This is a genomic window from Roseivirga sp. UBA1976 (genome assembly GCF_002336325.1).
GTDB classification, from domain to species: domain Bacteria; phylum Bacteroidota; class Bacteroidia; order Cytophagales; family Cyclobacteriaceae; genus Roseivirga; species Roseivirga thermotolerans.
Window position 1 is genome coordinate 1 of the sequence record NZ_DDDQ01000111.1, and the last position, 13,792, is coordinate 13,792.

A 13,792-nucleotide genomic window follows, 5' to 3' on the forward strand; every position below is an offset into this window, starting at 1 on the left:
GGCCTGCATACTCAATAGCCCCAACCTCAGGTTGTTGTTCACTTTTCCGCTAAGTCGCAAACCGGCCGGAATGGGGTTCTGAATATTTTGGCCGGTACTTTCATCGCGTGCTACTCCTATTCTCCTGGAAAAGAAAGGGCGTGTACCGTTGTTGCCGTAGCTGGCAAATAAATCGGCATTCTCTAAAAAAAACTGCCTTCTCTCCGGGAAGAATATCTCAAACCGATCCAGGTTGGTTACTTGTCGATCTACCTCTACCTGCGAAAAATCCGGATTTACGGTCAGGTCGAGGTTAAGCCCGGAAGTCACCGCGTATTTCATATCAAAACCGGCATCGAACGTAGTTTGAGAACCATCACCGTTCTGAAAATCCTTACTGGCCGAAGCAGCCACATAGGGTATAAAAGATATATTCGATCCGGGTTTTTTGGTTGGAGTATCCCAATTCATCTTACGCAGAGAGGCCAGATTAATAATGCTAAAGTTGCGCGAAATAGGCGACCAGGTAGAACGTTCTGCTTCTTCACTATCAATCCGGTAAAAGTTTACGTTCCACTGGTTTTGATTTTCGCTAAAACGAATGCTTTTCCATGGTATGGCCATTTCTGCCACCCAATAGTCGCCATACATTTGAGCCTCGCCTCTCCATTTATTATCCCAATCCATACTAAAGGAGTTGCGCCCACTGCCACCATTCACAATCAGGCCTTCCCTTCTTACCCCAAACGGGTTAATTCCGAAAATAAAGGCATTGGTATTATCTTGAAACGTATCGATTAGGAAAGAAAACGAATCGTTAGCATCTCCAAAAAAGTCTCTCCTAAGGCTGGGAGTTATATAATTACGTTCCGGTGAAAGGTTCTTCATAACACCCAGTACGTAAATAAACTGGTCATCATACAGCACTTTGGCCACCGTTTGGGAACGGGCCAGGCTCGTATCCATAGGAAAGTACTGCATGAAGTTATAGGCCGAGTCGGCCAGAGACCATTGTTCATCAATAGCTCCATCAATCACAATAGGCGTATCGGTTCTTTTAATCTCAATTCCCTGAGCGTTCAGCAGGTTTACACAAAGCCCTAACGCCAAAAAAATAGTCGCGCACAGTTTTCTCATCAAACCAAAAATATTGTGCTCCAACTGCTTTTCGACTATAAATTATGTTAGTGGAAGAATGAAGATGCCAAAATCTCCTGTTCGATCGAAAAACACCTTTGCTCAGCGCATCACAATCTGACCGAAAAATGGCCTGTTGTGTGGCATAATACCATTATGATGGTTTTAAAAAGCGGTGAGGTTGTTGCTTAAATGTTTTGGTAAGCAGTTCATACAAGTCGGGGTGTCGCTGACGCATTAGCTCAGGACGCTCGAAAAAGTACTCTCCTGCTACGGCAAAAAACTCAATCGGGCTCATGGCCGCATAGGCTCTAATGTCTGACCGCTCCTCAGCTATTTCTTTAATTTTTCGGTGTACAAACTGGATCCATGGCATGGCAAACGATCGGTCTTCAAAACCGGGGGGTACCCCGTCTATCATCCCATTTTCCTTATCAAACAAATGAATAAATTCATGTAGTGCGGTGTTTTCATGGTCGTTTTCAAAGCCCTCATGCAAAGCCGGTTTAGAAAGAATCATCTTCCCTTCCATTTTACCAGAACCCACCATTCCGGTAATCATTTCGTCTGGATCATCGAGCTGAAACTGACGGTTAAAAGTAGTAGGGTAAAGTATAACCTCATTGAGATGGCGATAGGTACATGCCGGAAAACCGAATAAGGGAATCACCCCACTGCTGGCTACCAGAAGCCTATCGGTAAAGGTTACTTCGGTTCTTACCCCTGTAATGGTAACTCTGGCCAAAAAGCCCTGTACATCTTTCTCAAATTGCCTCTTCAGCGGTTCGCTGAGCTGCCTGTAGTAGCTCACCTTCTCTTCCAGTAGCTGCTGCCAATTGGGCGGATAAACAACCTTGATGCGGTGAACAATGCCATTTTTACTATTGAAGGTAAAGTAGATTACCAGTCCCAGACCAGCCAACAAAACGAATGTCATCTGTGTTTACAATAAGACACTAATTAAGCAAGGCCTTTGGAATTAGAAAGGGATTCTTAAAGAAAAAGTCCGTTAGATCAGGTTAAGGACAATAAGACTAACGGACTTTTTGTGTTTAATAAAGATATCTATCACTCCTCTTTGAGCGACTTGACCGGGTTGACAGAAGCTGCCTGATATGATTTGGCCGCTACCGTAAGGACCCCTATACTCATTACAATAACTCCTGCAAATAAAAACACCACGGGGTTGAGTGCCTCTCTGAATTCAAACTGGTTTAGCCAGTTTTGCATAAAGTAGTAGCCAAAGGGCACTGCCAATACAAAGGCCATTAAAATTAGTTTTCCATAGTCTTTTGAGAGCAACAGCAACACTTGCATAACAGAAGCCCCATGCACCTTACGTACTCCTATTTCCTTAGATCGCTGCTCTGCCGAATAAGAAGCCAGACCAAGCAAACCCAGGGTAGAAATAACAATAGATACCAGAGCAAATAGATTGGCCAGGGTACGCATGGTTTGTTCGGCTTCGTAGCTCTCAGCATAGGCCTGATCGATGAACTGATAGCGAAAATCTTCTCCCGGATTTAGCGATTGGGTTACTTGCTCTATGGCCGCCAGGGCATCGGAAGAATTCTCATTTGTTCTTATCAAAACAATCGAAGAATTACTCGGAGATATGCAGGTAATAATAAGCGGAGCAATGGGCTCATAAAGATCTCTCATGTGGAAGTTCTTAACCACTCCAACAATCTTACCATCAATTCCCCAAAAAGAGAGCTTCTTGCCAATGGGGTCTTCAAAGCCCATAAGTTCAGCCGCTACTTCGTTGATAATGAAATTGGTTGAATCCTGAAGTTGACTGGAAAAACTACGGCCGGCAAGAATCTCCATACCCGTAGTTTCAATAAAATGCTCATCGGTGAGCATCACGTTTACCTCATAGCCTTCGTTAGGGTTTTTACCTTCCCAGTTGGCCGAACTGGTTGAGCGGCCGTAGTTGAGCGGGTTGCCAGAAGCTCCCGATACATGGGTAACTTGCGGTAGCCTGAGCAATTCATTTTTGTAGGTCTCCAACCTGGAGGCCAAGTCACCTTCCAAACTCACCGCCAATAAATTGTCTTTATTCAACCCCAGATCTTTGTTTAGCACAAAATCGATTTGGCGGTAAATAACGGTAGTTCCAATAATGAGCAAGGTAGAAATGGCAAATTGAAAGACCACTAACCCCTTTCTAAAATAAGAGGCAAAACCGGACTGCTTCACCACTCCACCTTTCATGGATTGAATAACATTGAATGTGGGCAATAGCAGTGCAGGGTAAGTACCGGAAAGAAGCCCAACACCAAAAATGAGACCCATGAGAAAAAGCCAGGTTTCGGGAGCTTCAAAATTCAACACCAGGCTTTTGCCTACCAATTCATTGAACAACGGTAAAAGAAACGCCACCACAACGGCAGAAACAGCCACCGCGCAGCCTGCAAGAAGAAAAGCCTCTAAGTAGAATTGAGCACGAATTGACTTTCTGGCAGCTCCCATAACCTTGCGCAGACCAATTTCTTTAGACCTGCGACTTGACCGGGCCGTGGTAAGGTTCATAAAGTTAATACAAGCCACAAGCAAGATGAAGATGGCTACTACCGTCATTATCCGTACGTATTCAATTCGCCCACCCGATACTACGCCATTGTCAAAAGCCGAATAGAGGTAGGTATCTGAAAACCGATGAATTATAAGCTCTTCATCGCCAGCGTTGGGGTTGCCCTGGGTGTGCTTCTTTATTTCCATGCGGATTTTATCTGCCACCGCCTGTACTTTATCGGTATCGGGTATCAAAAGGTAAGTTTCAAAAGCACCATTGCCCCAGTCTTCTACCCACGGATTGGCCGCAAAATAGGCCTGTGCCGGCAAAAGCCACTCAAAGTCGAGGGTTGATTCTGTACCCGGAGAACGAAAAACTCCTGTCACCTGCACATCGAACTGTTCTTCTACCTTAAATACCTGCCCCATAGCCTCGTTTCGCCAGTTGGGCCCAAAATGCTTTTCGGCTACTCGTTCAGAAATTAACAGACCTGATGGAGAGTTGAGGGCTGTTTGGCTATCTCCCAACAGCAATTCGAACGAAAACATGGTGAGAACCTCGGGACTGGCAAACCTACCAGATTCTTCAATGGCCTGGTTGTCTCTGGCAATATCCATTGGCATAGACCAGCTCAGCCAGGCTACTTCAGCCACTTCTGTGTATTCGCTTTTCACCAGATCGCCCAACGGCTTTGGAATAGAAGTGCCCGTGTTTACCTGACCATTGGATTGGCGCATGTTCCTAAATACCTGATAGATTTGATCTCCGTTGGTATGGAAGGCGTTCACATTTCGCTCGTCTTGCACCCATAACAAAATGAGTATGCTGGAAGCTATACCCACAATAAGCCCCAATAAATTTAGAGCTGTGTAACCCTTATAGCGCATGGTGTTTCTCCAGGCTATTTTAATGTAGTTTTTGAACATAATATGATTAGTTTGACCTTTAAAAATTCTGATTTCGCGAATAATTCCCGGACGAAATAGCAGGAGTACATCCCAATAAAACAACCATTTGGCACGCCTACGACCATTCTTCAGGCGGTTGGAAAACAGCTCTTCCAAATCTCCCTCCACGTCTTCCAACAGGGCAGGCTCACAAAACCATCGTAAAAACCGGATGGCCAATGAGGGAGGGTATAGATTGGGCGGCTGATTTTTCATAGAGCTTTAAAGTCAAAGGCTACAGAAGGAATAGCCTCCCAAAGTTTCTTTCGGTTTTCCATCACTTCTTCCAAAGCCTTTTTGCCATAAGGAGTTACTTTGTAGAAACGTTTTCTTTTACCACCTCGAATGGCCGTTGCCTCACCAAATTCTGACTGAAGGAACCCCTTCTTTTCCAGGCGGCTAAGAGCAGTACGCATGGCTCCTACACTCACTTTTCTATTGAGCCGATCCTCAATTTCTTCCTTAATCGATATGCCGTAGGCATTGTCGTACAGTATGGCTACAGTAAGCAAGAGAACCTCTTCAAACTCCCCTATTGAATACTTTCCCATGGTATGTTTTTTATTTAAGTCTTAAATGTAGCCAAAATATATAAAAGTCCTAAACGTAGTCTTAATAATGTTAATGACTCCCAATCACCGTAAGGGTTACAAAGTGTTCTGAATGTTTGTAAAGGGATGAGAAAGTATTGGCTCGTACTGCTTACCGGTTTTCATCTCCTTTCAGGTGAACTTTGTGCGCAAAAGGTGCTTTTCGTTGGCAATAGTCTCACCTATTCTAACAAAATGCCTCAAACACTAGAGTCTCTAGCACGTGAAAACGGACATTTACTCGCTACGCATTGCCTTTGCTACCCCAATTATGGACTGGAAGATCACCTCAACGACAAACAACTCACTAAAGAACTTGCCAAAGACACTTACAACTTTGTGATTTTTCAACAGGGACCTTCTTCTCAGGCCTATGGTCGGGAAACGCTTTTTCGCTTTGGGAGACAACTGGCAAAGCTCTCTGAAAAAAACCAGGCAAAGCCGGTATACCTTATGGTATGGCCCTCCTTAACCTACTACCATACTTTTGACGGGGTAGTGAAAAACTATTCAGAGGCGGCCGATTCCAATAAAGCAGGCCTCATAGCCCTGGGAACTGTTTGGCAGCACATACATGAGAGCAACGCTGGTTTTGACTTGTACGGGCATGATGGTTTTCACCCCTCTTCCCTTGGCAGCCTGCTGGAGGCTATAGTTATACTGGCATTTATACACGAAGATCTGGACATAAAAACGCTAAAAGGCGCAACGCTTCGGCATCATTTCGATACGCCTGACCGTATGCACCAATTCCTTGGCCTGATTGAGGAGTCTCTACTTTCGAGCCGGTAACCTACTGCACAATAAAGCGAATACTTTGAGCCACAGCTCCGTTGTTTACTCTCAATATATACAGCCCCGGAGCCAGAGTAGAAGTATCTATAGTTACTTTACCATCTTGCTTGGTTATACGAACATCTTCCACCATTCCGGCATTGGCTTCCAGAAGTATAAAGCGGTAATTTTCTATATCTCTGAAGATCGACAAGGTGAGTAACTCCCCACGCTGAACAGGATTTGGAGCAGCTTCCAGGCTTAAGTGGTTTATACCAAATCTTCGGGGTACCTTTCCATTGAAAAAGCGCTCGGCAAACTCAAAGGCCTTATGCCCTATTTTAATACCCATTTTCCTTCCCGGAATATCATCTACGGGTGGGTGAATTCCTCCCCAAATTCTTGAAAGGCTGGTTTGGTCAGAAGCATCACGATAGGTTGCCCATTGAAGTTTTACATCGACAGAAGGGCCTTCTTCAAAAACCAGAAACTGATTCTTTCGGGCAATGAATTCGCCCATTCCACCCGGAAAATACTCATCACCGGTTAAGAGAGTCAGTACTTCGGCCGCTGCTCTTGAAAATGTAGAATGACCAGACACATAGCCTGCAAACGGGGGGGTTACAAAAGTAGGTCGTTGGTAAGGCCACCAATCTTCAGCAAATATCCAATCAACTCCCGCCATATCGGTTCGGGGCTCCGGAATATAGAGAGGCCCGCGCCAGGCTTTCACCTTCACTTTACCCAAGCCACTTTGGTTAAAGCCCAGCAAAGGATCGTCATAATCTACCACATCTATAAAATTATACTCATAGGTAAAGCCCTGACGGTTAAAGCTATTAAAACGTGTATCGAACGACTGCCCCAAATCGGCCAAGGCCCTGATAGCCGAAATAGGTCGTATGTAATCGTAGAATCCTTTAACACTCCAGGCCGCTACTGCGGCATCGTGCATGGCTCCTCCAAGCACAAAATAGGCCTTTATATCCCATTCCAGGTCGTCAAGAACCTGCCCCTCTCCTTTATACTTCTTCTGTAGCTCGGGATGATCACTCACATAATTAAGAATAGTGAACCAGTGCCCGGGAGGTGTTTCGGAATCCGGACCATCGGCCCAAAACTCTGCCAAAACTCTCGTATAGTCTCCTCTGGGCACTATATTAGGGGCATAAGGCTCACCCGTCTTGGGGTTTAGGGCATGGCCACTACCGGCATCTCCCCCCTGTTTACGTTTGTAAAATTCCTTGTAATCGTCCCAGGTTTCTGGCAGTTCCGTGGCATTGCCAATACTTCCCGGAGAAATGTCCCACATCACGTTGTCCCAAGGAGACAAATGTGCACTCCAAATAGATACCAGACTAAAATTCCATTTATAGAAATCGTGCCCTCCGTTATCAAAGTCATCGAACATTGGTGGCGGACCCGGATCCAGATAAACCCAATAGTTCTGACCATCCCGTTTCTTGAGCACGCGATCTGTTTCGTTGAGGGCAAAAGGCATTACGTTGCCCCACTCCGGGCTCAAAAAGGGCTGAAGGTCGCCACTACTAAAGCCACTCTGACCAATGAATACATCTAATGCCAACTGCTGAAACCTATTGAGGTTGGTAATGGAAGGATTGCCACTGAGCATGGGTGCAAGCGGGCGATTTGTAGGTTCATAGTATTGATTGGCGTAGTCGTTGACCTCATTGGAACCATCGCGCAGGCCATAATCGATATAACATTGACCAATGAAGTTTCCAAAAGCAGCCGAACTACCATCGAGCGCCACTTTGTTATTGTCGGGATTGTAGCCCATGTAGGTCATGAGGCTGCGATAACGGCTATACAAACTGGTGTATCGCGGTGACTTTTGAAACCGATGACTAAGCAGGCGAAAGGCTGCATGACTGATTACCTCTTCGATATCGAGCGATGATTTATCGAGCGATGCCAGAGCTGGGCTGGTACAGCTAAAACCATTGACGGTTTTTCCCAATAAATAGGGCTCTGCTTCGGGGTCAAGATAGGCCCATGCATCGTACATGGCGGCAGACAGATGAAAAAGATTTCGGGCGTGTACGGTTGGCCGTGCCAAATCGTTTCTAATGGAATGAAGAAGCCTTTCATTCCACTCACGAGCCACCGAGTGTTGAGCATGGCCCCACGACACAACAGAAAAAAATAGACAAATGGCCAGCAGAGCTCTATGCATGTTTTTGTGCTTTAAACCAATGGATTACCGAATATAGCCAGTGCCGCTGGCAAAGCAAAATAAGAAAATCATTCTGTGGTTTCATGCCAAATGATGCTCTTGAAACAAGATAAATATGTATTTTTCCCATTCACTTAAATGCTCAGTGCATGCATCATCTGGACTACTACCCTTTACTTCTCATTTTTGCCATAGCCTGGGGCGTTCCTTTGATACTCTCCTGGCTAGAGATTGGCAAGATTCCCTCAGTGATTGTAGAAATCATTTTGGGGGTAATGATCGGGCCATTTGTGCTGGACTGGGTGGGAGAAACTCCCTATATGGAGTTTTTGGCTAATACGGGCTTCCTATTCCTTATATTTCTGGTGGGGTTGGAAATCGATGTAAACAAAATCATCAGTTCGCTTTCGGCCTTTCATTTCAAGCTTAAATCCATTTTAAGCAATACCTTCATGCTGGCCATGGGTATTTATCTTGGCACCCTGGCTTTATCTTTTCCGGCTCTGTGGCTCATAGGCCGTTTTCACGATATCAACGTAGTTTTCTACGCGCTTTTGTTCCCTACGGTAGGTATAAGTATTACGGTTCCTATTCTCAAATCGAGTGGAGAAATCAAGCGCAAGTTTGGTCAGATTTTACTCATGCAAGGCAGTATTGCCAACCTCCTGAGTATACTCCTTATTTCCATTTATTCCGGCTATGTTAAAAACGGACTCGACTTCGACCTGCTGCTTTTTAATTTCATATTCATTGCATTTTTGGTGTTTCATGCTATCGGAAAAAAGCTCAACCGCCTACGCACCTTTCAGAAGGTAATCTATCGGCTGGAGCATGCAGCAAACCAAATTAAAGTTAGGGGTGCCGTGGCCTTGTTTTTTGCCTTTGTGGTAATTGCCACGGTGGTAGAAACTGAACCTATTTTAGGGGCATTCTTTGCCGGACTTTTGTTGAGCTTGTTCATTACAAAAGATCGGTCGGCCTTGCTTTTTAAGCTTGATGGTATGGGTTACGGCTTCTTTATTCCAATTTTCTTTATCAATGTGGGTATTAATCTGGATGTTTCCAGTCTATACCAAATTGGTGAATCATATGGGTTTATCTTGCTTCTGGTGGCGGGCTTTTTTGTAACTCAAACCATACCCGCCCTAAGCCTGGTACGCCTTTTTGGGTTAAAAAAAGCTATTTCAGGAGGTAGTTTGCTTTCGGCAAGGTTGGGTGAAACTGTTGCCGGAGCTCAAATTGGTCTTGCCCTGGGCGTGCTGGACGAGTCGGAAAATGCGGCAATTGTAACCGCTTCCATCATTACTTGTTTGCTTGCTCCTATGGTCTATAACCTTATGAACCGCAAGGATGAGGAGCACAAAAAGGTGATAATACTGGGCGGAAGCAGAGCCAGCTTACTACTCGCTGAGCGTTTTAAACTGCACAATATTTCTTTTACCACCTATCTTCAACGCGATGAAATTATTCAGCAGTTCGATGGTAAAAGCCTTCCTTATCAGGTAGTAAAACCACTCTCAACGCACTTTTTGGCATCATTAAAAATTTACAGTGGCGATTTGGTAATTGTGCTCACAGAGTCTAACCTGCTAAACCAACAGCTCACGGCCTTTTTAAAGAATGAGCTAAAGCATAGTAAAATCATTACCCGAAAACAATCGGTTACTCATGATTTGGTTGACAATAACTTTGAGGGAATTAAAACGGTAGATCATGAAGAGCTAATGGCCGGACATATAGAAGATATTGTATTGCGGCCTAATGCTATCGATTCTCTATCGACCAGTTTCGATGTGTACCGAATTGAAGAAATAACGATCAGTAACAAAGCAATTAACCGCAAGCTGGTGAAAGAAGTCGCATTCCCTCCTACCGGATCGTTGGTTATACAAAAGCGGGGTGGAGAAGTTTTTATTCCTCATGGCAATACGCATTTGCTTCTGGGCGATCAGCTTACCGTTATTGGAACCGGTGCGGCACTGGCCGAGTTCAGAAATATTCTTGAGGGAAGGTAAAGGCCAAATTGGATTACCATTGGCCACCTCTCGTATGCATGGCTCATAAACGTAGAGGCTGTCTCAAAAACTAAACTGGGTGAGCGTCACACTGAGCTTGCCTGCCTGCAGCAAAAGCAGGTTTCAGGGACCTCCTCTTTCTTATTGATCAAATACAAAAGGTACTTCATCAGCCGAACTCAATTATTTATCCTTTCTATTACATGCACCCAACCGTCAGTAAACTCTCCGTCAGACCTTAGTTTAAGCATGGTTGAAACAGCCTTGTTCCTATCTTCAAACTCAAGAACATATACATAGTCATATCCACGCACTTCATTGCTATAAATACCGGCTTGAGGATAGGTGTCTTTTAATTTATCCACCAATACTTTGGCGTATTGACTTCCCGGGTTGTAGGCTGCTACCACCAAAATGTAGCGCCCCTTAACCTTCGGTGTTTCTTTTGGCTCTTCCACCGGTTCAGGTTCTTGAGTAACTACTGGAGCGGGTACAGGTGTGACTTCTTGTGCCTCTTTCTCTTCTTTAGCCGCCTCAGCTCTGGCCTTTGCTTCGGCCCTCATTCTTTCAAGCCCTTTTTGCCTGATATCTTCCAGCAGCTTATCAAAATCGGCTTCACCTTTTATTCTTCTTTCTTTTTTATTGCCGCTGTGCAAGCTTGAATAGTAATGCACAACGGTTTCCTGATCTTCTATTGAGATAAGGTTTTTGTCATATATCTCCTCTGCCCTTAATCGATCAATTATTCGGTTTGCCTCTCGACTTAAAGCCTCCTGCTTATCAATACCAGCTTTTTTATTGAATATAAAATGTAGACCAACCTCATTAAAGCCGTTCGAGATAATTGGCGTTTCTTTCTTCCCAAAGTCGTAATTATAGGTAAAGCGAATGTTTGGTTTCAACCGTACACCTATTCCCGCATTCAAGCCATAACCATCGCGATAAGCCGCCATAAGCTGAAACTTGTGTTGCCACTCGAACAGGGCAAGTACGTCTACTGCACTACCAAATAGCTCCTGATATCGCCAGGTTATATTTGGGGTAAGAGTAATGTTCCCCATCTGATCTAGCGAAAATTGGTAGCCCACACCCACTAGGTAATCGGCATTGGTGTTATCCGAAAGCTGCACATATTCATCATCAGAAAGGCTTTCATTAATAACATTCGGTACCGAAGCATTTATTTGAAGGCCTTTGTATTGATACGAGAGAGACAGGTTTAAACTGGCCGATGAGCCATTGCTACCCAACAGGTTTCTGATGAGCTCATCGTCCATACTTTCAACGCTTACTCTGCTGTCATCTAAAGAGAAAAGCGAAAGTCCTGCTTCTGCTCCTAATGAAAATCTATGCTGATTTAAAAGCCAAGCCTTAGCTAAACCTGCACTCAATTTAGTCTGGCGTAATAGCCCCGTTTCAAAGCTGTTTATATTCACATTGTAACCCCACTTTTGCCTGAATGGATTGGCAAAACTGAGCGAAAAAACCTGCGGAGCACCATCTACTCCCGACCATTGCCCCCGGTATAGCAGGCTTAATTGCGCTTTATCCTGAAGCACAGCAGCAGATGGGTATGCCAGTGCAGGCTGCGCAAAATACTGGTTGATGAGAGGCACTTGCTGACTAAAAACAACACCCGGCAATACAAGCAAACAACATAAAACGAGTTTCTTTAAATGCTTCATCATTCTTGCTTATCGGGTTAAAATCAACACGGTTCCTCTAATTACTGACATGCCATTTGCAATATTTATCTCGTAGTAGTACGTACCGCTTGGCAATGGCTTTCCTTTGAAAGTACCCCTCCAGTTGTTTTGGTAGTTATGGGTACTGAATACCAGCTGCCCGTTTTGGCTATAGACTTTCACCTGATTATTCGGATTATCCTGAATGTCGTCTACCACCCAGGTATCGTTTTTACCATCTCCATTTGGAGTGAAGAAGTTTTTAATTCTCGCATCAGGTCTATCCTTGGTAAAGTCTCTTATTTCTTCCGATTCAACATTTACTACAGCAATTTCCAAGGCTTTCTCATGGTACAGACCACCAGAATCAGTTGCCCTGACACGAATGTGAAGTACCTCTGTTTCTTCAAAGTTTACCATTTGGGAGGTGAACAATTCATCTCCCACAATGGCAAACCTGGCGTTGTGTGTGCTTCCATTACCTTCTACTAGCTCATAAGAAAAACTATCGCCAACATCCTGATCTTCAGTGCTGAACAAGCCTACCAATACTTGCTCATCATCTGTTTCTTCAATGATTTGATTGCTCAGAAAAATATCTGTGGGTTGTTCGTTTACATCGTTAACAGTGATGGTAAAGACCTTTTCAAAAGTTCCGCCTCTGCCATCGTTGGTCTTTACTCGTATGGTATAGTCAGACTTAGCTTCAAAATTGAAAGGCTCTGCTGCTCGTAGCTTGTCGGTGGTTATGCCAAAGGCATTGTTGTCTTCAGCACCTGCGCCTGGTACCAGGCTGTAGGTATGCACATCGGCCAAATCATTATCGGTAGTAGTCAATCGGCCAATTTCATCTCCTATGGCATTATTTTCATCAATGGTTAGGACAGATAGTGTAATGTCTGTTGGCAAGCTATTGAAAGCAATAACTAGCTGCTCAGTACGTACAAAAGCATTTTCTGCAAGGTCCATCAATGTATTTGGCAACATGGCCACTATCACTTCATCATTTGTAATAGCAGAAAGTGAGACTTTAAAAACAAGGTTATCGGTTGTTTCAAAGGATATTAATTGTGCGTTTGTAAGTTGAAGGTCAGAAGACTCGAAGCCAACCACTTCTTCCGTAAAGGTGAAGGTGAGGCTAAAAGGGTTAAAATCATTTAGCTCTGTCGGAACATTGCCAATACTCACCTCCGGAGCCGTAAAGTCTGCCATTACACTATGTTGCGCTGCAGCTAAATTGCCATTGGTTGCAGCATCTTCAGCCACATTTGCTGCTACGTCAACCGTAACCATTCCATCAGTAGTTGGCGTAATTTCCGCTGTATACACCAATGGGCTTACTTGATTGAAATTCGAAGCAGCACCATTTCCAACAACAATATCATCAACCGCAAAGCCGGTTACAATCTCGCTAAAAGTGAAAGTGGTAGTAAAGGCCTTATTGGTAAGACCATTTACTCCACTATCTATGACTAAGGTTGGAGCTAAATAGTCTGCTTGAACACTAAATGGTACTGCGGCCGTGTTTCCATTAGTAGCCGCATCTTGCGCCACATTAGCCGCTACATCAATGGTTACCGTTCCGTCAGTTGTTGGTGTGATATCGGCCGTATAAACCGAGGCACTGGTAGCCGCAAAATTAGAGGCTGTCGCATTGTTTAAGGTAATATCGCCAATGGTAAAGCCGGTTACATCTTCACTGAAAGTGAATGTTGCGGTGAATGTGTTATTGGTTGGGTCTGGTACGGTGCTTGAAATGACGACCCCCGGATTGGTCAAATCGGCTTCTACACTAAATTGAGTAGCTGCAGTGTTGCCATTAGTTGCAGCATCCTGTGCGACATTAGCCGCTACATCTATGGTTACTGTTCCGTCAGCTGTGGGTGTGATATCGGCCGTATAGACCGAGGCACTGGTTTGCGAGAAATTCGATGCAGTGGCGTTGCCCAG

9 protein-coding genes are annotated in these 13,792 nt (G+C 44.5%); 2 read left to right on the forward strand and 7 right to left on the reverse strand.

The annotated features are described in order from the left end of the window. The 4 genes from B3763_RS11085 to B3763_RS11100 all read right to left on the reverse strand — a co-directional run. On the reverse strand, window positions 1–1,116 hold a 1,116-nt coding region (locus tag B3763_RS11085), incomplete at its 3' end, for a carbohydrate binding family 9 domain-containing protein (protein ID WP_286746496.1). Window positions 1,117–1,270: 154 nt separating this feature from the next. Then, the gene (locus B3763_RS11090; RefSeq protein ID WP_286746498.1) at window positions 1,271–2,053 is read right to left on the reverse strand and encodes a zinc-dependent peptidase; all 783 of its coding nucleotides are present in this window, start codon (window positions 2,051–2,053) and stop codon (window positions 1,271–1,273) included. 131 nt (window positions 2,054–2,184) lie between these two features. Then, entirely contained in the window at window positions 2,185–4,797 is a 2,613-nt protein-coding gene (locus B3763_RS11095) for an ABC transporter permease (protein ID WP_286746499.1), read from the reverse strand. Continuing rightward, on the reverse strand, window positions 4,794–5,132 hold the full coding sequence (locus tag B3763_RS11100; protein WP_189629942.1) for a PadR family transcriptional regulator: 339 nt from the start codon (window positions 5,130–5,132) through the stop codon (window positions 4,794–4,796). Before B3763_RS11100 ends, B3763_RS11095 begins: the two co-directional genes overlap by 4 nt. 126 nt (window positions 5,133–5,258) lie before the next feature. On the opposite strand from B3763_RS11100, the gene B3763_RS11105 reads away from it, so the two are divergent. After that, window positions 5,259–5,963 (forward strand): SGNH/GDSL hydrolase family protein, encoded by a 705-nt coding sequence (locus B3763_RS11105; protein ID WP_286746502.1) that lies wholly within the window; start codon window positions 5,259–5,261, stop codon window positions 5,961–5,963. Between the two features lies 1 nt (window position 5,964). Here the strand turns inward: B3763_RS11105 and B3763_RS11110 are convergent, their stop codons facing one another. Then, window positions 5,965–8,142, reverse strand: coding sequence for a DUF6851 domain-containing protein (locus tag B3763_RS11110; RefSeq protein WP_286746504.1), 2,178 nt, complete (start codon window positions 8,140–8,142; stop codon window positions 5,965–5,967). A gap of 149 nt (window positions 8,143–8,291) precedes the next feature. Between B3763_RS11110 and B3763_RS11115 the strand changes: the two genes are divergently transcribed. After that, window positions 8,292–10,157, forward strand: coding sequence for a cation:proton antiporter (locus tag B3763_RS11115; RefSeq protein ID WP_189629939.1), 1,866 nt, complete (start codon window positions 8,292–8,294; stop codon window positions 10,155–10,157). 179 nt (window positions 10,158–10,336) lie between these two features. On the opposite strand, the gene B3763_RS11120 is transcribed toward B3763_RS11115, so the two are convergent. Both B3763_RS11120 and B3763_RS11125 read right to left on the reverse strand, forming a co-directional pair. Beyond that, entirely contained in the window at window positions 10,337–11,845 is a 1,509-nt protein-coding gene (locus B3763_RS11120) for a PorP/SprF family type IX secretion system membrane protein (protein WP_286746506.1), read from the reverse strand. A gap of 6 nt (window positions 11,846–11,851) precedes the next feature. After that, window positions 11,852–13,792, reverse strand: a 1,941-nt coding sequence (locus B3763_RS11125) for an Ig-like domain-containing protein (RefSeq protein ID WP_286746509.1), incomplete at its 5' end; no start/stop codon positions are given.